General features: G+C 63.5%; 18 protein-coding genes. 11 read left to right on the top strand and 7 right to left on the bottom strand.

Annotated features, from left to right (window positions below; translation table 11 throughout):
* Nucleotides 1–120: 120 nt before the first annotated feature.
* Entirely contained in the window at nucleotides 121–489 is a 369-nt protein-coding gene (locus ASE63_RS13500) for a hypothetical protein (RefSeq protein WP_156410340.1), read from the bottom strand.
* Between the two features lie 108 nt (nucleotides 490–597).
* Here ASE63_RS13500 and ASE63_RS13505 point away from each other — a divergent pair, with 108 nt between their 5' ends.
* Nucleotides 598–1,107 (top strand): hypothetical protein, encoded by a 510-nt coding sequence (locus ASE63_RS13505; protein ID WP_056801833.1) that lies wholly within the window; start codon nucleotides 598–600, stop codon nucleotides 1,105–1,107.
* A gap of 132 nt (nucleotides 1,108–1,239) precedes the next feature.
* Here ASE63_RS13505 and ASE63_RS13510 read toward each other — a convergent pair whose 3' ends face one another.
* Complete coding sequence (locus tag ASE63_RS13510) at nucleotides 1,240–2,235, bottom strand: site-specific integrase (RefSeq protein WP_056801835.1); 996 nt, start codon at nucleotides 2,233–2,235, stop codon at nucleotides 1,240–1,242.
* A 465-nt stretch (nucleotides 2,236–2,700) separates the two neighbouring features.
* On the opposite strand from ASE63_RS13510, the gene ASE63_RS13515 reads away from it, so the two are divergent.
* Both ASE63_RS13515 and ASE63_RS13520 read left to right on the top strand, forming a co-directional pair.
* A complete protein-coding gene (locus ASE63_RS13515) occupies nucleotides 2,701–3,747 on the top strand; it encodes a nucleoid-associated protein (RefSeq protein ID WP_056801837.1) in 1,047 nt (348 codons plus the stop codon).
* A complete protein-coding gene (locus ASE63_RS13520) occupies nucleotides 3,713–5,161 on the top strand; it encodes a hypothetical protein (protein WP_156410341.1) in 1,449 nt (482 codons plus the stop codon). Before ASE63_RS13515 ends, ASE63_RS13520 begins: the two co-directional genes overlap by 35 nt.
* Before the next feature lie 784 nt (nucleotides 5,162–5,945).
* Here ASE63_RS13520 and ASE63_RS13525 read toward each other — a convergent pair.
* From ASE63_RS13525 to ASE63_RS27260, 5 genes are all read right to left on the bottom strand, one after another.
* Nucleotides 5,946–6,848, bottom strand: a complete 903-nt coding sequence (locus ASE63_RS13525) for a plasmid partitioning protein RepB C-terminal domain-containing protein (protein ID WP_056801841.1) — start codon at nucleotides 6,846–6,848, stop codon at nucleotides 5,946–5,948.
* Complete coding sequence (locus ASE63_RS13530) at nucleotides 6,845–7,738, bottom strand: plasmid partitioning protein RepB C-terminal domain-containing protein (RefSeq protein ID WP_056801843.1); 894 nt, start codon at nucleotides 7,736–7,738, stop codon at nucleotides 6,845–6,847. Before ASE63_RS13530 ends, ASE63_RS13525 begins: the two co-directional genes overlap by 4 nt.
* Nucleotides 7,735–9,321 (bottom strand): recombinase family protein, encoded by a 1,587-nt coding sequence (locus ASE63_RS13535; protein WP_348271356.1) that lies wholly within the window; start codon nucleotides 9,319–9,321, stop codon nucleotides 7,735–7,737. Before ASE63_RS13535 ends, ASE63_RS13530 begins: the two co-directional genes overlap by 4 nt.
* Before the next feature lie 534 nt (nucleotides 9,322–9,855).
* Entirely contained in the window at nucleotides 9,856–10,548 is a 693-nt protein-coding gene (locus tag ASE63_RS26595; RefSeq protein ID WP_082609926.1) for a 3'-5' exonuclease, read from the bottom strand.
* 234 nt (nucleotides 10,549–10,782) lie between these two features.
* The gene (locus ASE63_RS27260) at nucleotides 10,783–11,124 is read right to left on the bottom strand and encodes a hypothetical protein (RefSeq protein WP_156410342.1); all 342 of its coding nucleotides are present in this window, start codon (nucleotides 11,122–11,124) and stop codon (nucleotides 10,783–10,785) included.
* 542 nt (nucleotides 11,125–11,666) lie between these two features.
* Here ASE63_RS27260 and hydA point away from each other — a divergent pair.
* From hydA to ASE63_RS13580, 8 genes are all read left to right on the top strand, one after another.
* On the top strand, nucleotides 11,667–13,148 hold the full coding sequence (gene hydA / locus ASE63_RS13545) for a dihydropyrimidinase (protein ID WP_056801851.1): 1,482 nt from the start codon (nucleotides 11,667–11,669) through the stop codon (nucleotides 13,146–13,148).
* Between the two features lie 38 nt (nucleotides 13,149–13,186).
* Nucleotides 13,187–14,215, top strand: a complete 1,029-nt coding sequence (locus tag ASE63_RS13550) for an extracellular solute-binding protein (protein WP_156410343.1) — start codon at nucleotides 13,187–13,189, stop codon at nucleotides 14,213–14,215.
* On the top strand, nucleotides 14,212–15,333 hold the full coding sequence (locus ASE63_RS13555; protein WP_056801855.1) for an ABC transporter ATP-binding protein: 1,122 nt from the start codon (nucleotides 14,212–14,214) through the stop codon (nucleotides 15,331–15,333). The genes ASE63_RS13550 and ASE63_RS13555 overlap by 4 nt, the downstream gene beginning before the upstream one ends.
* Nucleotides 15,330–16,205: an ABC transporter permease gene (locus ASE63_RS13560; RefSeq protein ID WP_056801857.1), complete on the top strand. Its 876-nt coding sequence runs from the start codon at nucleotides 15,330–15,332 to the stop codon at nucleotides 16,203–16,205. The genes ASE63_RS13555 and ASE63_RS13560 overlap by 4 nt, the downstream gene beginning before the upstream one ends.
* Before the next feature lie 2 nt (nucleotides 16,206–16,207).
* Nucleotides 16,208–16,999, top strand: coding sequence for an ABC transporter permease (locus ASE63_RS13565; protein WP_056801859.1), 792 nt, complete (start codon nucleotides 16,208–16,210; stop codon nucleotides 16,997–16,999).
* Between the two features lie 13 nt (nucleotides 17,000–17,012).
* Entirely contained in the window at nucleotides 17,013–17,864 is an 852-nt protein-coding gene (locus ASE63_RS13570) for a peptidase (protein ID WP_056801861.1), read from the top strand.
* Between the two features lie 145 nt (nucleotides 17,865–18,009).
* Nucleotides 18,010–18,549 carry a hypothetical protein gene (locus tag ASE63_RS13575; RefSeq protein ID WP_056801863.1) on the top strand — a complete coding sequence of 180 codons (540 nt, stop codon included), beginning with the start codon at nucleotides 18,010–18,012 and terminating at the stop codon, nucleotides 18,547–18,549.
* Between the two features lie 282 nt (nucleotides 18,550–18,831).
* Complete coding sequence (locus ASE63_RS13580) at nucleotides 18,832–19,026, top strand: DUF6494 family protein (RefSeq protein ID WP_056801865.1); 195 nt, start codon at nucleotides 18,832–18,834, stop codon at nucleotides 19,024–19,026.
* The last annotated feature ends 45 nt before the right edge of the window (nucleotides 19,027–19,071 follow it).

The following is a 19,071-nucleotide window of genomic DNA, read 5'->3' on the forward strand; positions in this document are numbered from 1 at the left end:
TCCGGGAAGCATTGATGCCTTCTCGGTCCGGTAATACCCCCTGGCCGCTACCGCGGCCGAAGGGTTCTGCCGTCACTGCGGTTATGTGCCGGGTCTATGCTGATGAGCCGAGTGATAGCCTCATCGGCAAAGGTCGGTGGTGACGAGCTCCTCGCTGTTCATGAAGAAGGGCGACATGCCTCCGATCACTAGCTGCCCCTTCTCGATCCAGAGTGTCGCGGCGTAGGAGCTCGGCGCTCTCGGATCTGTGGTTCGGCGCAGAGACACGATCGGTCCGCAGACCTTACCCTGCTCGCCGGAGGCACGGGGAATGCGGACAGTCTCGATGTCGAGACGCATCTCGTCCGCGTTCAGCGTCCAGTTGCGGACATCCCGATTGATGAGCGCCAGGACGTCCATACGCGTGAACTCCTCAGCCTGCGCCGAGCCAACGAGGGGCGATGACAGAAGGGCCATAAGGGCCAGGGCTGCTCGTTTCTTGATGGTCATGCTGCGCTCCAATGAGTCAGAGAGCACACGCATCTATCGGACCGGCTGCCGGTTGCTATGGGGCCTGCTGGGAAACTGGTGGGATCGGTCGATCTCCACGGTGCGCCGATGAGCATCGCTATTTCCGGAGAGGTCTGCTTCCTGGTGCCGAGGTCGCGCGAAGCGATGATCGGCGTGACCATTTGGAGACAAGACGCGATGAGACGCCCTTTTGTGAGCACAGCATTGTTGGGCAGCATTCTGGGGGCGTGCGTCGCTGCTCCGCCGGGTGAGCCCGTTGCAATGTTCCGGCTGCCGGTGACGGGTCAGTTCGGCTCCACGCCTGCCGCAGGGCAGATCACCGCGTTCAACAACGGTGTCGGCACCTTTTGGGTTCAGATCCCAGGCGGGGCCCGATGCAGTGGTGAGTATCAGGTGCGCGATCCCAACCCGGCTCTCGTGCTGGCCGGCAAATGCTCGAACGGCAAGCAGGGGCAGATTGTCGTGACCAGGACGCCCGATCTGATGTCTGGATCGGCGATCGTGAAGCTGACCGACGGGACGCGCGGTCAGTTCGTGTACGGGAATCTGACCTTCGGCCAGGCATTCGGCCAGGGTGTTGTTGCCACGATCCGATGAGGCGGCCGACCCTTCGGTGCATCCTCAGGCGGAATCCGACAGGCAAGGATAGCGCTCTGAGAGCCGGCAGATTGCCTGCATCCCCCAGCGCGCAAGCGTGTCTATCTAGGACTTCGCTGTCCGTGTCGTCGACTATCTCAGGCGATCGACGAGGTCAGAGGCGCGCAGATGAGTGTAACGCGCGAGCATACGAAGTTCGCGATGACCAGAAATACTACCGACCTCGATGACGTTAAACCCTTTCTCGAATAAGCGCGAGACGGCTTCATGCCGCAGATCGTGAAAGTGCAAACCGGTAATTCCAGCACGACCGCACAGATGGCCCCACGCTTGCACGACCGCGCTCTGGGACGTGGGTAGCGGACGACCCGACGATGGCGCTCCCTGACTCTCTCTGAGTCGCTGGAGCACCATCGTCGCGCGGGTGGACAGCGGGACGTCGCGGCTCTCGCCGTTCTTCGTCAATGGGAGGTGCGCGACTCTGCTCTCGAGGTTGATATGACTCCAGTCGAGCGACAGCAGCTCGCCCCGACGCATGCCGGTTTCGATCGCCAAGATGATCAGGTCGCGCATCACCTCGTTTCGACCGCTGTCGGCGGCATCAAGCAGGCGCTGTTCTTCGTCGGCTACAAGACGACGATTGCGACCCTTGGGAGCAGCAGGGCGTCTCACGAGCTTGACGGGGTTTTTATGAAGGTGGATGCCCCAATCGCGCATCGCGGTGTCGATCGCGTGCGACAACGAGTTCAGCTCTTTCGTCACGGTCGCAGGCGCGACCGTCTTCAAGCGATCGTCGCGATACGTGGCGAGGTCTGATGTCGAGAGCAGGCTCAACGTCCGGTGACAGATCGGGCGACGCATGAGCGCTTTGATGCGAGATATCTCGGTTGCAGCGCTCCGCTTGCGGGGCGAGACCTCGATGATGTAGCGAGCGAGGATCTCGCGGAGCGTGGTCGATTCAGCGACCCGTGTGTCAGGCATCGAGCCGCAGCGATCGAGTTCTGATTCAAGTGACCTGGCCCACTTCTCGGCATCGGTCTTCTGGTCGAAGCTCTTCGCGCGAGGGGGCATGCCGCGCCGTCGCACTTGCGCCTGCCAACGTCCTCGGAGCTTTCTGATGGTCGCCATTGCGGTCTCGCCTCGATCCTCTAAGCACTAGAGGACGCCGGCAGTGGCTCGCCAAGGAGGTTTCCAGCCGCGGCATAGGAAATCCCGGAGCCGATGTGGCGCGATTGTGCCGCGGCGCTCATGGCGCACGGTCAGCGAGAGAGAGCTCCCCGCAGGATCAAGGACTTCCGAGCGTCGGGGAGCGGATCTCGACTGCCTTTCGGAGGCAATGCTCTCTCGCTTACCACGTCCTGAGGGCTATCGGACTGGCGAGCGCCCGTAATCCGCCGCATGACAGCAGCAGCCTCATCGGCCCCCATTGCGTTCAGCAATTTGAACATATAGTGAACAAAAAGAGGCGCATTCGACAGCTACTTCTCAGTGTCGATCAACCGCACGTTGCGTAAGCTTAACGCCTGCCCGAAACTGCCAAAAAAGCCGTCCCTTGATTTGGGCTTCGGTGGGACGGCGTAAGAGGGGGATTGGATGGCATTCCTAACGGATGACGAGAAGGCCGCGCTCCAGATTCGGCGCATGATCTTCCACGTCGTGGGCAAGCCGCTGGAGGAGCCGATTTTGCTGGAGGAGATCGCGCCGCCCCAGCATACCGACTTCTTCGTCGACCGGGTCCGGTCGGCGTTGAAGGGTAACCTGTTCGAGTTCCGGCCCCGATCGGACGCCGAGCGCGTGCTGCGGGAGATCAGCGGCAACGCAGATGCATTTACAGAACAGAGCCAGGCCTTGGCGATGGAATTCCAGGACCAGCACTCGAAGGTCACCAGCGCGGGCGTGTTCTTCGTGTTCGAGCTTGGCGTTGGCGGGGGTGCGCCAGTTTATGCCCTGATCAAATACGACAACGAGGACGTTGTCCGTTACATCCTCAGGAACGGAGATGAACCTCAGGTGCCGCGGCTTGAACGGTTCCAGGAGACGTTTGTCCGCAAGCCGGAGGCGATGCAGAAGATCGCTCTGGTTCGCCTCGGAGCCGGTGCGGGCGGGCGCGTGATGGTGAGGGATCGCTCCAACACCGCCCACATCTCCGACTACTTCGAGCGATTCCTCAAGGTGCGCCGGGTGAATTCTCCCGACGAGATGAGCGGGAAACTTGTCGAGGCGTTCAAGGCCACCTTTAAGGAACACCGCGCCGGCTTGCCAGAGGAGATCCAGCGTAGCGGTGTCAACCGCATCTACGAGGTCATGCGGCAGGGCCATCGTTTCGACCCGGAGGCCTTCGAGCCCATCCTCACCGCCATCTTCGGTCAGATTCCGGAGGACGCACCGCTGCGTCGGACCTTGACGCGCAACCTGAAGCAGCACGGGGTGTCCGAGGAAACCTTCGACATCAACCCCGAGAAGGTGCAGAAGCCCCGGCGACGCCGGCTGGAAACGGACGAAGGCACGCAGATCCTCTACGACGAGGATCACAGGCCAAGCGTGCGGCCCCGACCGGATGGCCGCAAGGAAATCGTAATCGTCACCACGGGTGTGAAGAGCGACGATGTCGATATCGACACGGGTGCACGCCGCCGTTGAGGCAAGCCGTGCCGCAGCAGATCTGGGGATCGGCGAAGACCCCGGCAGGCTGAACCTGTCCGGATCGCTGACACGCGCCGCGCTCGATGCGTGGCAAGTCGTCTCTGACGAGGCGCCGGCCTGGTTAACGTTCTCCTGCATCGACCCTGCGGACGACCCCATTCAACCTCGCGACGCAGTCGAGGGCGACCGGGTCCGCATCACCGTGGCGTTCGCGTCGAGCCTGAACGCGCCTCACCTGTTCACGCAAGAAGGTTGGCGATCCCTATTACTCGACGACACTCGGGTTTCGTCAAGCACGGCGGTTCGGCTGGCGTTCGATGAGGGCCGCTTCAGGACCCGCGCCTTCGAGGTAGAGACGTGGGAGGGCGCCCCCGTTGCCGGTCCCGACATGTCTTCGCCGCGCGATGGGAGCCCGAGACGTCAGGTCCGATCCCAGTCGTCGGGGCTGATGGCGCCGTCTAGGATAGAGCCATGGATCGTCGACGGTGATCATGGCCGAGGACCAGCCTGGCAGGCCTGGATCGCGGTTTCCGCCTCGATGATCGCTCGGTCGCTCGCCAATGAGCTCTACGTCGAAGACGGCGAAGAGCGTGTCAGTCTCTCTGGGCAACCGCCACGCCGTCTCGAACTTGGTCGGTTCAGCGTCGCCAACATCCCGTTCGTGACCCTGCAACAGGCGGCGGCGTGGGTCTATCTGGAGGGAACCGATGTCGAGGTTCGCCATACCTTCTTGTCAGCCGAGTTGGCCAGAGAATGGCCTACAGGCAGATCGTTCACGGCGGGGCTGAAAGCGAAAATCGAATCGTCACTTGATTCCGCGCGGCTCCTCTACAAGTCGCATCTTCGGGCTGGCAGCAAGGACACGCTGAAGGCCCTTGCGGATCTACGAAAGACGCTCGCAGACGACGTTCAGAAGCTTGTCCAGCAGGCGCGTGACTTGGCGAGCAGCGTATGGCGGGATGTCGCCGTGGCGATCGGCGTTTTGGCCGTCCGCTTCGGCCTGGACGCCGCCAAGACGGTGCCGTCCTCCTTTGCCTTCTCCACCATCTACCTGCTGGTCGCAACCTACTTCGTCGCGTCGTTTTGGCTCACGGTCACCATTAACCGCCGCTTCCTCGCGTCACTGGAAAAAAGTCGGGCCGCGTGGCGAACCAAGCTCTATGCGTTCCTGGATGACGACGATTACCGCGAACTCGCTGGAACACCACTTTCGGGGGCGATCGAGGACTATCGTATCACCGAGCGCCGGACGCGTCGCGTCGTCGTTGTCGTCGTGCTCTTGCTCATCATCGCGACATTTGTTGAGGCAGGAAACGTCGACCTGTCGACACTGAAGACGTCGATTTGGGCGAGTATTGTATCGGCCTGGGAAGCAGGATCGGACGTTTTTCGGAATCTCGCAGCCCCATGACCTAGACCTCACGGACCGCGTCGGTCCGCCTTCATCAAGAATAGATCGACAACGCCGCGACTATCTCCGACACGCCGGTTCCAGTGTGGTGAATTTTTTCGCCTAGGCCAGCCAACGATTCCTTCAGGAGCAAGAGGTCATTGTGTCCAGTTTAACGAGCTCATGTTCGACGAGCCGGGCTCGAGTGATCCAGGTTTGCCATGCGCAGCGGCAGCGCTACCTAATGCAGCCAGCCAGTCATGTGCTCCCGCGATCCGGATCCGCTGCAGTCGGTGCAACACGTCGTGATCGAAATTCTCGGCGCGACAGCGAGAGCGAGCGTCCGCGCAGATGCGATCGAATAGGTGGGCTGTAACAAACGTATCTGCGCTAGCCCTATGAAGGCGACCAGGGGACGCGATGCCGATTTCGTCGATAAGGCCGCCTAGACGATAACTTTTTCGACCCGGAAATATGCGTCGAGCCAAGAGGAGCGTGCAAAAAGTGCGAACGGGTCGCCCATCGAGAAACTCGCTGGCCTCGTGCTCGTAGAATTTTCGATCGAAACCCGCGTTGTGACAAACGATAGGCGAGCTTCCGATGAACGAGGCCAACTGAGGCATCGCAACAGCCGAGGTCGGTGCACCGTCCAGCATCCGCGGTGGTGATGCCGGTAATCTGCGTGATCTCGCCGGGCTCTAGGGGCAATCTTCTCTCGCTTCGCAAGTGGCGATTGGATTCGAGTGTCGGCAGGTTCCGAGCACCAACGTGTCGGCCCGCAATCCGCCGATGTGGAGCAAATCAATCAAGCCGCTTGGTCGGAGAACGAGTTCGCATCAGCTATCGCTTGGAAATGCTCAAGATACTCTGGGCGGTTCTGTAGCAAGTAGCGCACGATCCGCGGGTTTCCGAGAAGTTTTCCGAGGTAGCCTTTCACAACGGTCAGCTGAAGATGCTCTTTTCCGTAGGTCTCTTGGATCTCGGACATCGATTCCTGCAGTCGGGTGAGTTCCTTCTCCATCTTGATCATAGCCTCTGGAGTAACTCCGCGCACCTTTTTCGACTTCCTCTCTCCGGCGAGTTCGTTTGTTGGCGTCCCAGCGAGCAGCGCCGTGGCGTAGACAGCTGTGTAGTTGTTCGCGGCGATCATCAATTCGGTCGCTTCGATCTGGCGTAGTGGCTTCATCCGCTTCAAAATCTCGAACACTGCCATCGGGCACATTGTGTCCTTCAACATCGACACAACCTCATGGCAGACGCCATCGAGTAGGGTTGCCTTCCGTTTCACGCTGTTGACGTGCATCCCTAGCGCGCTCGCGATTTTCTCCTTTGATACCCCGCGGGCAATCGCCTTCAGGATCATGGCGTGCTCTTGGACGGCTGAGAGCCGACTGATCCGCTTGTTAAAGGTGAAGCTCTCGTCGTCGGTCGATACGAGGCATTCTATCTCGGTCTTGCCAAGGTCCTTCAGGATCTCGATGCGGACGTGGCCGTCGAGAAGAAGGAAGCTTTCCGGATTACCGTCGATCCTGGCTATCACTGGCGGCTCGACCAGGCCGATCTCAACCACCGAGGTTCGGATCTGCTGATACTTATGACTTGCCTTGACCGACGCTCGAGGCGGCCGAACGGGCAAGAGCGACGTGATCGGCACGGTGATGCACTCTGGCTCGAAGGCGATCCGTGTCTGGTTGAGTGTTTCGCTCATGCCGGCACTCCTAGGATGCGGCTCTCCAGGTCTTTCGGCATCGTGTCGAGGCGCTCGGCCCTCAGCAGAGTTATGAAATTCTCATCGGCTCGCAGATTCTTGAGCGCTTCGACCACGAAAAGCAGGCGGGTTTCCGTGACTTCGGCCTTCTTCACCAGGAGGCGCTGCTTATCGGCTTCTTGCTGAAAAATGCGGACAAATGCCTCCGAAGATCTGGCCCTGCTAAGTTTCTTTCCAAACGGGTTCGTCGACACGTGTTTGCCGCTTCGCGTCCGCTGCTCGATAAGGCGCCTCATCTTGATCAGCCGCGGGCCAGAGATTCTCCCCTCAGTGTAAGCTTCTGCCAGCATTTGCTGGATGGTCTCGTCATCGGCGCGCGCAATCTCAATCGCGACCGAGATTGGAATTGTCCCCGCATCGACGGCCTCGATAAGGCGTTGCTCGCCCTTCTCGATAAGCGTGGCCATCATGTTGACCCACTCTGGCGAGGTGCCAATTTTCTCGGCAATCTGGCGGTCGTTATAGCCGCGTTTGCGCAAGGTCGTGACGTCTTGAAGCAGGTCGATGGAACGATGCTGCCGGCGGGCGCAGTTCTCGACCAGGCTCATCAGGAGGCACTCCTCCTGCGTCGCCTCAGTTACAATGGCTGGGATCTCTGTCCGGTCTAGCTCCCGGAATGCTTCAATACGGCCCTGACCACAGGCGAGGCCGTAGGAGCGTTGACCGTCCGGGCCAATCATAGTGTTGACCCGGATCGGGCGCTTTAGCCCGACCGTCTTGATGCTTTCGACCACCTCAAGGAACTTGCGTCGGTTCCGGACGCGTGGGTTTAGGATGATGATCCGGTCGATCGGGATCATCTCCACGCGAGTGTGCTTGGCTTCGGTCATGCCGCCTCCTCGAATTGGGCTCGGGCCGCCAGGGAGAACAGGAAGTCCAGGGTCTCGAAGCGATAACCGTCCAGTGACAGGCCGTTGTTCTCGGCGAGCCGAAGCTTCGGCTCGGTCATGTCGAGGCGCGGGAGCAGGTAGTAGTCGAGTGGGGAGACGTTGCCGCGCTCCATACGCACGGCGATTGTGATGTCGGAAGCCAGGCCGGCGTCGAGCCGGATGCGCCAGCGCGGCGAGCCTGCTTGCGTCTCGCCGCAGCGCGCTACGACGACCGAGGCGGTGAACTCGCCGTTGACGTCGATCAGCCCAGTCTCGGGATCGACGAGAACCTCGCCGCCGGCGACGCGCAGGCCGTCGATCACCATGGTAACGACATCCGGGTGCATCGCCCGCAGGCGCCGGTTGATCTCGATGTAGCGGTAGTCCCGCCGCGGACTGTAGCCGACGAGGTGATAGGCGCGTAGCAGGCTGCCGAAGCGGCTCCGATAGACACTGCTCGACGGCATGTCCTCCCGCTCGTCGATGACGAGGCTGGACAGCGACCCCTGAGCCTCCAGTAGCGACCGGAGCAGGTCGATGAGCTCAGCGTCGTTCATCCTCCGGCTGCGGTCTTCCACAATCCTGGCCGCGCGCTCGAAGGTGACGACGTCGACGATGGCGGTGAACACGCCGCGGGCTCGGACCCAGTGCTCCTGCGTGTTCACGACCCGGCGCATCTTCAGCTTGAAGCTGACCCGGTTGAACACGTTGTCGCCGATGTATTTCGGATTGGTCAGGACCTGATGGACGGTGCCGCGCGTCCAGGGGCGCCCCAGGTCCGTGACGATTCCCTCGAGGTTCAGGCGGGCCGCAATTTGAGCCTCCTGCACGCCGAAATCGACGAAGAGGCGATAGATGCGCCGGACGACTTCCACCTCCTCGGCTGGACCGGGGATGAGGATCACGCGATCGGTCTGGAGGCTCTTGCGCTCGCCGATCGAGAGCTCGGACTTAGGTTCGCCGTTCTCGTCAATTAGGAGACGCCTCAGGCCGTAGCCAGCCATGCCGCCCTGACGATACCCCTTCTCGACTAGGCGGCACTGGCCGGCGAACACCTTGACCGACAGCTCCCGGCTGTATTCGCCGGCCATGACCCGCTTCACGGTCTTCAGCAGGTTCGAGCCGATGCTGCCGTCGTTCTCAAACTGCTCGGCGCAATAGTGGACGACGATGTCAGCGCGGGAGCAAAGGAACTCCAAGTGTGCACCGTGGTCGGCGTTCTGGAAGCGGCCCCAGCGGCTGACGTCGTAGACCAGGATGGCGCCGAAGTCGGCGGTGCCCCGCTCCACGTCAGCCAGTAGGCGCTGAAAGGCATCGCGACCCTCTAGGTTCAGGCCGCTCTTACCGGCGTCCTCGTAGATCCGGACGATCTCGAAGTCGCGGGCCTCGGCAAAGCGCTTGATCGAGTCTAGTTGGTTCTCGGTCGAGTAGCGCTGGTGGTCGGTCGACATTCTGACATAGGCAGCCGCCCGTCGTGACCTCTCCGGGCCGATCCGCGCAATCCGACTCGATCCCTCAGCTCTACTCACACAAAGCCACTCCACGATCGACGTCTCGGAAGCCGGCGGACGTCGCCGGTCAGTCAAGCGCGGAGGCGGCGGAATGTCCTTTCCTCAGACGGGTAACATCTTGCCCAGGCGTCGTGCGCCGTCATTCGCACGCTTGGTGGCGACAGCCTTACGGACTTCGCTCAAGGGGCAGTCATCTAAGATCAAAACGGTGGCGCTCTGGACTGGCGCAAACGACCGAACTGTGAAGAACTGGCTCTCTGGCGAGCGCGCTCCCAGTGGCGATCACTTCCTGGGACTGGCCGCGAATTGCCCTGCGGTTCTTGCGGCTTTCCTGGCGGCCATACATCGGAGCGACTGCTTGGTCATGGCTGACATCGAGGAAGCACGCGCAAAGGTTGCCGCAGCGTTGGTCGCGCTGGAAGCTGTTCGGGCCGTCCAGTTGGAACAAGGGGACAGAGGCCCGCAGTGAGCATTCGTCGAATAGCGCAGGCGACGCCAGGTGCTGTGAGCTCATCTGTCCAGGCCGAATCGAAGCCAACGATCGTCAGGAGCAGGAGGCCATTGGGGTTAGCTCAACGAGCTTGTGTTTGGCGTGCCGCGCCCGAGTGCCCCGGAGTTGCCGCAAGTTGAAGGGGCAGGGCTACCCAATGTCGCCAACCAGTCATGTGCTCCTGAGATCCGGATCCGCTGCAGCCGGTGCAACACGTCGTGATCAAAGTGCTCGGCGCGACAGCGAGAGCGTGCGTCCGCGCAGATACGATCGAATAGGTGCGCGGTGACAAATGTATCTGCACTCGCCCTATGAAGGCGACCGGGGGACGCGATGCCCATCTCGTCGATAAGGCCGCCTAGGCGATAGCTTTTCCGGCCCGGAAATACGCGCCGAGCCAACAGCAAAGTGCAGAAAGCGCGAACTGGCTGCCCATCGAGAAACTCGCTCGCCTCGTGTTCGTAAAATCGCCGGTCAAAGCCAGCGTTGTGACAAACGATCGGCGATGATCCGATGAAAGACGTCAATTTATGCATGGCTACGGCCGAGGTCGGTGCGCCGCTTAGCATCGCAGTGGTTATGCCGGTGATCTGCGTTATCTCGGCCGGCACGCGGACGCCTGGATCGACGAAGGTAAGAAATTCGTGACCTGCTCGGCCATCCACCACTTCGCGAGCCGACACCTCAATCACCCGCGCGCCCATCGCAGGGCTGAGTCCGGTCGTCTCGAAATCGAGCACGACAAAGCGCCCGCTCGGAATGCTATTCAAGGTCGGACTCCCTGCCTACGTCCTCGATTCGAAAGCGAGGATATCATCTAGCGATGATCGACCGCGGCGCTTTTTCTCGCACGTTCGACCCGGTGATCAACCTGCGCGTGGCGCGGTCGTGCCGAGCCGAGTTGCGATCGCGTTTAGAGCGCCAGTTCGCAGCGCAACCTGTTGTGAATTTGGGTGTATTTGGGCAGCGCTTTCGGCGAAAACCCAGCTTCGGAGGGCAACGCTCTATCCAGCTGAGCTACGGGCGCAAACCGTGGAAGGTGGATAGCCGATCATCGGCGCTTCGGCAATGCGGGATTTTGCAAGGGGGCGAAGGGCCAAGGTGACAAAGGACACACGTTCGAAGCGTGTCGGGCGCGCCGCGGTTGTGGCGGGACCAAGTTGCGGCATCCGTGAGCTCAGACCGCCTTGGATTAATAGCGCGGCCGCCCGTAGATCGCCGATGACGTCGGTCACGCCCGCTAAATCCCGCACGGAATCTCGAAGAATGAAGCGCCAGGCTTTCGCGCTATCCACATAGGTCGAGCGCGATTCGACCTCTTCAAACGGGACGATCGCTGCGCGCATGACCCTGAAGTCGCGAGATCCGAGGTCGGCAACAGCGGCAATGTCCGGCGACAGAGCTGACGACGCAGGAGCACCTCGATCCGCGAGATCACGATATGGGCGCTGCGCTTCCGGTGTGAGACGTCATTCATGTAGCGTTTGAGGATGGCCCGCAATGTCCTAGATTCAACTATGCGCGTGTCCGGTGACATGCTGCAGCGATCGAACTCGCTCTCAAGGGAGCGGAGACACGCACTCACGGCGCCAGCTTACGCTTTGCGCACCGCGACCAAGATGTAAGCAACTGTCGATAACGAAGCGCTTGCACCTGACCGGCTAACTCGCCTTGTGACTGGCAGCGCGCCGCTCGCGTCAACCTGGGCGCTGGTCCCTGATCTGCGCGGATGGCTGTCCTGGCTGCGGGAATGCGCACCTGGAGTCTGCCTGCGCCTGACTGGCACGGCGCTTGCGTGATCCGCACAGCCGAATGCGAAGACCGGCACCGTTGCACCGCCGACGGCGCTCCACCTCGTTACCAATCACGCCTTGCCTGGAGACTGCCTATGCCCAGCACCTTCGATCTTGTCATCAAGGGGGGCACGGTGGTCACCGCCAGCGATGTCGCAAGGGCCGATATCGGCATTTCGGGCGGCGTCGTGACCGTGATCGCAGCCGAGCTCGACGGCGCCAACGTGGTCGATGCGAGCGGCCTGCTGGTGCTGCCCGGCGGCGTCGACACGCATGTGCATCTCGAGCAGCCCTCCGCCGGTCCGGCGCAGATGTGCGACACCTTCGAGACGGGCACGGCCTCGGCCGCCGCCGGCGGCACGACCACCGTGATCTGTTTCGCCTCGCAACTGCGCGGGCAGTCGCTCAAGACCGCCGTGGAGGACTATCGCGTCGCCGCAGGCAAGGCGCGGGTCGACTACACCTTCCACCTGACGATCAGCGACCCGACCGATACCGTGCTGCAGGACGAGCTGCCGGGGCTGATCGAGAGCGGCTGCCGCTCGGTCAAGGTCTTCATGACCTATGACGGCATCGGCCTCGACGATGCCCAGCTGATCCGGACGCTCGCCGCGGCGCGCAAGGCCGGCGCGCTGGTCTGCGTCCATGCCGAGCACCACGCGCTGATCGCCTATCTCAGCGAGCGGCTGGTCGCAGCCGGGCTGACGGCGCCGAAATACCATGCCTGGGCCAAGCCGACCGTGGTCGAGCGCGAGGCGATCTCGCGCATCGTCGCCATCGCCGAGGTGCTGGACGTACCGATCCAGGTCTTCCACGTCTCGGGGCCCGAACCGGCGGAGGAAATCGCCCGCGCCCAGGCGCGCGGGCTCAAGGTCTGGGGCGAGACCTGCCCGCAATATCTCACCATCACCGCCAAGGATCTCGACCGGCCGGGCTTTGAGGGCGCCAAGTTCATGTTCGGGCCGGCACCGCGCGGCCCGGCCGAGGCCGAGGGGCTGTGGCAGGCGATCAGGGCCGGCACGATCGGCGTGATTTCCTCCGACCATGCGCCGACCCGTTTCGACGACCCGCGCGGCAAGAAGGTCGCCGGCGAGAACGGCCCGTTCAACAAGGTGCCGAACGGCATTCCGGGCCTCGCCGCGCGTCTGCCGCTGATCTTCCACGAGGGCGTCGGCAAGGGGAACATCGACCTGTCGAAATTCGTCGACCTCGTCGCCACGCGCCCGGCCAAGCTCTACGGCCTCTACCCGAAGAAGGGCACGATCGCCGTCGGCACTGACGCCGACCTCGTGCTGTTCGATCCCGCCGCACGCCAGACCCTGACCAATGCCGGCCAGCATCATGGAGGCGACTACACGCCCTATGAGGGGCGCGAGGTCACCGGAAAGGTGGTCGCGACCTATCTGCGCGGCACCTGCGTCTTCGCCGATGACGAGGTGGTCGGCGCGGTAGGCGGCGGCGCCTTCGTGCCGCGCGCGCCCTATCCCGAGATCGCGCCGCGCGGCGTGTTCCCGATCCCCTTCGACCCGGTCACCGGCACCGTCCTCGAGGACATGCCCCTGCGCGCCGCCGAGTGATCCGCCAGCAGCCTTTCAGCAAGACCCCGGAGACGACCATGCCCTTCAAGATGTCCCGCCGCAGCCTCCTCGCCGGCTCGGCCGCCGCCGCCGTGACCGGCTTCCCGAACGTGCTGCGGGCGCAGACCCGCGAGATCTTCATCGGCGGCCCGGCCTCGCCCGGCCTGACCGACGTGCTCTTCCCGCTGATCGAGAAGAAGCACAACATGAAGATCCTGTTCGAGGGCACCAATTCGCTGATCAACCTCGAGAAGATCCGCAACAACAAGGATCGTCCCACCATGACGGTGACGATGATGGACGATCCGGTGCTGGTACTTGCCCAGCGCGAGAAGCTGATCGAGAAGCTGCCGGCGGACATCACCAACCTCGCCCAGCTCTCCGCCGACGCCAAGCCGAACGAAGCGATGTGGGCGAACTGGTGTCAGCCGATGTGCTCGGCCTCGCACAACACCAAGAGTATGCCGAACGGCGTCGCCAGCTATGCCGATTTCTGGGACAAGAAGTATCGCGACGGGCTGATCCTGATCTCGATGCGCATCACCCAGGCGGTGGCGCCGCTGCTCGCCGCGACGCAGCTCGCCACAGGCAAGCCGCTGGCCGAGTGCCTCAAGCTCGCAGACGAGGGCTTCGGCAAGCTCAAGGAGCTCAGGCCCAACATCCTGCAGGTCTCGACCAATGCGCCGCAGGCCCAGCAATTGCTCGAGACCGGCGAATGCTCGGCCTATCTCGCACCGGATTCGCGCACGACGCTGTTCCGCAAGGCCGCCGGCGCGCCGATCGACCAGTCCTATCCGAAGGAGGGCGTGATCGCGATGCCGGCCGGCGTGGCGCTCGTCGCCAACGGCCCGAACAAGGATCTCGGCATCACCTTCATCAACGAGCTGCTCAACGCCGAGACGCAGGCGACCGTCGCCAAGGCCTTCTTCTCGAAGCCGACCAACACCGCGACCAAGCTGCCCGAAGGCATGAGCTTCCCCGAGATGGTGGTGCTCGACTGGGAATACTTCGCCGACAACCGCAATCGCTGGATCGAGCGCTTCGAGCGCGAGGTCGCGGCGCGATGAGCGCCGTCGCCCTGGCGGCAGCGCCCCCGACGACGGCGGCGGCGGCCGCCGCCGCCCATGTCGAGATCAAGCAGCTGGGCAAGCGCTTCGGCGCCAACACCGTGCTGCAGGATCTCGCCCTCTCGGTCGGCCAGGGGGAGTTCGTCTCCCTGCTCGGCCCTTCCGGCTGCGGCAAGACCACGCTGCTGCGGCTGATCGCCGGGCTGATGCTGCCGGATTTCGGCACGATCACGATCGGCGGCCGCGACCTGACGCGCACGCCCCCGCACAAGCGCAATGTCGGGGTGGTGTTCCAGAACTACGCCCTGTTCCCGCATCTGACGGTGGCCGAGAATGTCGGCTTCGGCCTGCGCAACCGCAGGATCGATGGCGCCGAGCTGAAACGCCGCGTCACTGATGCGCTCGCGCTGGTGCGCATGCAGGATTTCGCCGAGCGCTCGGTCACCGCTCTTTCGGGCGGGCAGCAGCAGCGCATCGCGGTCGCCCGCGCGATCGCCGTCGAACCCGCGATCCTGCTGCTCGACGAACCGTTCTCGGCGCTTGACCGCAAGCTGCGCGAGACCATGCAGATCGAGCTGCGCCATATCCTTCGCGACCTCGGCATCACCTCGATCTTCGTGACGCATGACCAGGACGAGGCGCTGGTGATGAGCGACCGGATCGCGGTGATGAATCAGGGCCAGATCGAGCATTTCGGTGCGCCGGGCGAGATCTACACCGATCCGAAGAGCCTGTTCGTGCTCGAATTCGTCGGACAGTCGACGCGCCTGCCCGGCAGCGTCGCCCAGTCGTCCGGCGGGCAGGTCGAGATCGACACCGCGCTCGGCCGGATTCGCGCTCCCGGCGGCTATCTCACCGGCAGCAAGGTCGTCGCCGCGGTTCGCCCCGAGGCGATCATGCTCGGCGAGGGACCTGCGGCGGAGTTCAACACCGTCAAGGCGACGCTCGCCGACATAGTCTATCTCGGTGCCAAGACCCAGCTGCATTTCCATGGCCCGGCCCGGGACGAGGCGATCCAGGTCGATCTCGCGCGGCTGCCGCCGGGCGGGCTCGTCGCAGGGGCCGAGCTTTCGCTGCGCTGGCGCATCGCCGACACCATGCTGTTCCCCGCGCCATGAGCACGATCCCCTACCCCGTCGAGAGCGCTCCGCCCGGGCGGCGCATCGAGATCGACCCGCGTTTCGTGATGGCGCTGCCGGGCCTGCTTTTCATGGGGCTCGTCTTCGCCTTCCCGCTCGCCCTGCTGATGTCGAAGAGCGTCGTCGGGCCGGACGGGTTCTCGCTCGCCGGCTATGGTCGCATCCTGGGCGATGCCTATTATCGCGGCGTGATCTGGGACTCGCTGACGCTCGCCTTCCGCGTCACGCTGATCACGCTCCTGCTCGGCTACCCCGCAGCCTATGCGCTCAGCCGGGCGAAGGGCATGTTCCAGGTGATCCTGTTCGCGCTGGTCTTCCTGCCGCTGACGGTCAGCATCATCGTCAAGACCTTCGGGCTGACGATCATGTTCAGGCGCGAGGGCATCCTGAACTGGTTCCTGATGAACACCGGGCTGACGGACGCGCCCATGCGCTTCGTCTTCACCGAGATGAGTCTGGTGATCGGCATGGTCAACGTTTTCCTGCCCTTCCTGATCCTGCCGCTCTATTCGGTGATGCGCATGCTCGACGCGCGCTATCTCGACGCGGCTGCGACGCTCGGCACCTCGCCGCTCAACACCTTCCGGCGCGTCTTCCTGCCGCTGACCATGCCCGGCGTGATCGCCGGCTCGTCGATCGTCTTCGCGCTCTCGGTGGCGGCCTATGTGACGCCGGGCCTTCTCATTGGCGAGCGCTACATGACGATGTCGATGGTGATGGCGAAGGCGTTCCTCAACTTCCGCGACTATCAACTCGGCTCCGCGATGGCCTGCATCATGCTCGTGATCGCGCTGGCGATCGTCTTCCTGTCGAGCTTCCTGACCCGCAATCTCGAAGCGAAGGCTCGCTGACGATGGCCGCTCTCTCGCGCTCCTTCGCCGGGCTGATGCTCGCCCTCGTTCTGCTCTTCCTGCTGATGCCGATCGCGATCGTGATCCCGATCGCCTTCTCGCCCTCTGCGGTGTTCTCCTTCCCGCCGACCGGCTTCTCGCTGCGCTGGTTCGAGAACATCCGCAATGCCGACGGCATGCTCCGGGCGCTCTGGCTCTCGACGCAGATCGCCGCGCTCTCGACCGCGATCTCGCTGGTGCTCGGCACGCTCTGCGCCATCGCCATCGTGCGCGGCGCGATCCCCGGCGCGAGGCTGATCTCGACCTTCATGATCTCGCCGCTGATGATCCCCGGCCTCGTGCTCGGCATCGCCTTCCTGCATGCGGCGCGCGAAGTCGGCCTGCGCGACGGCTATGTGCCGCTGCTGCTGGCCCATGTGGTCGTGACGATGCCCTTCATCATGCGGACCGTGCTGGCGAGCCTCGCCTTGTTCGACTTCACCATGGTCGACGCGGCGCGAATGCTCGGCTGCTCCTATCCGGCGGCGCTCTGGCGGGCGCTGGTGCCGAACATCCTGCCGGGCTTCGTCTCGGGCGCGCTCTTCGCCTTCATCGTCTCATTCGACAACTACCCGGTGTCGATCTTCCTCGTCGACGTCCACACCAAGACGCTGCCGATCCAGCTGCTGAACCAGCTCGAAATGTCGCCCGACCCGACACTGGCAGCGGTCGCGACCGTCATGATCGTGCTGACGATCGCGGCGCTGTTCGTCTGCGACCGGCTGGTCGGGCTGCGGCGGATGGCGGCGGTCTGAGGGAAAGCGGAACATGGCCACCCAACATTTGATCGTCGCCCTCGGCGACCAGCATTATCGCGTCGAGCGACCCTGGGGCGACCTGCCCGGCGGCCCGGCCCGGGTGAGCGACGTCACGGTCGACCTCGACGGCCGCGTCCACGCCCTGCTGCGGTCGGACCCGCTCGTCGATGGCGCGGTGGACGCCATCGTCACGCTGGCTGCGGACGGGACGCGGCTCGCCTCATGGGGCGGCGACCTGATCGCCGACGCCCATATGCTCGCCACGGCGCCGGACGGGCGGCTCTTCATCGTCGATCGCGATGCCCATGAGATCGTGATCTGCGATGCGGAGGGCGCCCGGCTCGGCGGGCTCGGCACACGCCATGCGCCGCATCAGCCGTTCAACCATCCGACCGACGTCGCCGTCTCGGCCGATGGCGAGATCTATGTCTGCGAGGGCTATGCCGCCGGGACGGTGCATCGCTTCGCCGCCGACGGCACGCGCATCGGCAGCTGGGGCCGCATCGGCACCGGCCCGGGCGAGTTCATGAACGCGCATGCGCTCTGGATTCAGCCGGACGGCAGGGTCGTGGTCGCCGACCGAGAGAACGACCGGCTGCAGGTGTTCTCGCCCGATGGCGATCTCCTGACCATCTGGACCGGCTTCAAGCAGCCGCTCGACATCTGGGGCGACGCCGAGGGGGCGCTTTACGTCACGGATCTCCTTCCCTCGCTGACGAAGCTCGCGCCCGATGGCACGATGATCGGGCGCTGCCGTCCCGTCCTTAATGGCGCTCATGGCGTCTGGGGAGCACCAGATGGCAGTCTCTTCCTCGCCGAAGGCAACCCGAGCCGGCTCACACGACTGACACCGCTCGATTGAAGCCCTCAGAGCCTGTCGGGGGATCTCCCCCGCGTTTACTGTTCACTCCTGTAACGAAGCGCCTATGGCTGTGGGAGTGCTCGGCTTGCTCGGCAGCGGTTGGTCGCCGTTGCGCGAGAGACGTCGGCGGTGACATTGAGGCCAGATGCCGATTCTCGATGCGATCCCTGCCGACATCCGGCGCGCGGCCTGTGCGTTTCACGAGGCCGGTCACATCATCGTCGGCTGGCATCACCAGCGTTACATCACGCATGCCTGGCTGCGGCCACCGCACGGATTTTCCGGCGAAACCTGTTTCGAACCCTATCAGCGGGGATTCCAGATCGACAGCGCGATCGATCGCCACCGCGCCGAGATCGAGATCACGATCCTGTCCGCTGGCCATTGCGGCGAGATGATCTACTGGAACGCCGGCGATGCGGTGAAATGGTATCCGGGCGCGCTCCATTCCCACGCTGACGATCTGCAGCAGATGGCGCCCTACATCGCCCTTCTGCGGCCGCCGGACGAGGAAGCCCTGCGCGCGCAGTGCTCGAAGGCAGCGACGGCGGTTCTGTATCGACCGGCGATGCTGGCAGCCCACGCGGCCCTGGCACGGCGATTGTTCGATCGCCGCCGCATCGATCGAGACGAAGTCGACGACATCGTCGGGCGCCGGACGGGGCTCTCCGGCCCTGCACAATGAAACCGTCATGTGCCGCCGGGCACATCAGGTCGATGGACAGGCGAGGCAGGATTCGGACCTGTCGAATGATTTCGCGATCGAGGCCGGCGGCCTGATCGGCACGCGGAATCGGCCCGGTCGGGCCCGGCAATGGCCTGGTCGGCACGGTCGACAGCCTCGGCAGCCCGACCGTGACGATCGGCGACAGTGAGGCCAAGCGCGGCTAGAATATGCTGCGTTTTGACGAGGCCGCGCCGTTTTCCTGCGCGACCTCGGCTCAACATCCTCCCCGGGAGATCGATCATGAACGAAGACCGTTTCAACATGGCTGTCCGCAAGTTCCTGAAGGAGGTCGGAGTGACCTCTCAACGCGAGATCGAGCGCGTCGTGCGGGAGGGCGCGCCGAAGGGAGAAGGCCTGCGGCTGCGCATGACGCTCACCTCCGAGGATGAGCCCGCCTTGCAGCATGTCGTCGAGACGACCATCGAGCTGCGCTGACCGTCGCCAGATCCGGAGCCGCGCTAGAAAGCCGACGGCAAACCG

The sequence above is a fragment of the Allobosea sp. Root381 genome, from assembly GCF_001429395.1.
Lineage (GTDB): Bacteria > Pseudomonadota > Alphaproteobacteria > Rhizobiales > Beijerinckiaceae > Allobosea.

Excerpts from the sequence above, each read along its gene's own strand:
- ASE63_RS13500 (WP_156410340.1), bottom strand. The coding sequence starts at position 489 with ATGACCATCAAGAAACGAGCAGCCCTGGCCCTTATGGCCCTTCTGTCA.
- ASE63_RS13505 (WP_056801833.1), top strand. The coding sequence starts at position 598 with ATGAGCATCGCTATTTCCGGAGAGGTCTGCTTCCTGGTGCCGAGGTCG.
- ASE63_RS13510 (WP_056801835.1), bottom strand. The coding sequence starts at position 2,235 with ATGGCGACCATCAGAAAGCTCCGAGGACGTTGGCAGGCGCAAGTGCGA.
- ASE63_RS13515 (WP_056801837.1), top strand. The coding sequence starts at position 2,701 with ATGGCATTCCTAACGGATGACGAGAAGGCCGCGCTCCAGATTCGGCGC.
- ASE63_RS13520 (WP_156410341.1), top strand. The coding sequence starts at position 3,713 with ATGTCGATATCGACACGGGTGCACGCCGCCGTTGAGGCAAGCCGTGCC.
- ASE63_RS13525 (WP_056801841.1), bottom strand. The coding sequence starts at position 6,848 with ATGAGCGAAACACTCAACCAGACACGGATCGCCTTCGAGCCAGAGTGC.
- ASE63_RS13530 (WP_056801843.1), bottom strand. The coding sequence starts at position 7,738 with ATGACCGAAGCCAAGCACACTCGCGTGGAGATGATCCCGATCGACCGG.
- ASE63_RS27260 (WP_156410342.1), bottom strand. The coding sequence starts at position 11,124 with ATGCGCGCAGCGATCGTCCCGTTTGAAGAGGTCGAATCGCGCTCGACC.
- hydA (WP_056801851.1), top strand. The coding sequence starts at position 11,667 with ATGCCCAGCACCTTCGATCTTGTCATCAAGGGGGGCACGGTGGTCACC.
- ASE63_RS13550 (WP_156410343.1), top strand. The coding sequence starts at position 13,187 with ATGCCCTTCAAGATGTCCCGCCGCAGCCTCCTCGCCGGCTCGGCCGCC.
- ASE63_RS13555 (WP_056801855.1), top strand. The coding sequence starts at position 14,212 with ATGAGCGCCGTCGCCCTGGCGGCAGCGCCCCCGACGACGGCGGCGGCG.
- ASE63_RS13560 (WP_056801857.1), top strand. The coding sequence starts at position 15,330 with ATGAGCACGATCCCCTACCCCGTCGAGAGCGCTCCGCCCGGGCGGCGC.
- ASE63_RS13565 (WP_056801859.1), top strand. The coding sequence starts at position 16,208 with ATGGCCGCTCTCTCGCGCTCCTTCGCCGGGCTGATGCTCGCCCTCGTT.
- ASE63_RS13570 (WP_056801861.1), top strand. The coding sequence starts at position 17,013 with ATGGCCACCCAACATTTGATCGTCGCCCTCGGCGACCAGCATTATCGC.
- ASE63_RS13575 (WP_056801863.1), top strand. The coding sequence starts at position 18,010 with ATGCCGATTCTCGATGCGATCCCTGCCGACATCCGGCGCGCGGCCTGT.
- ASE63_RS13580 (WP_056801865.1), top strand. The coding sequence starts at position 18,832 with ATGAACGAAGACCGTTTCAACATGGCTGTCCGCAAGTTCCTGAAGGAG.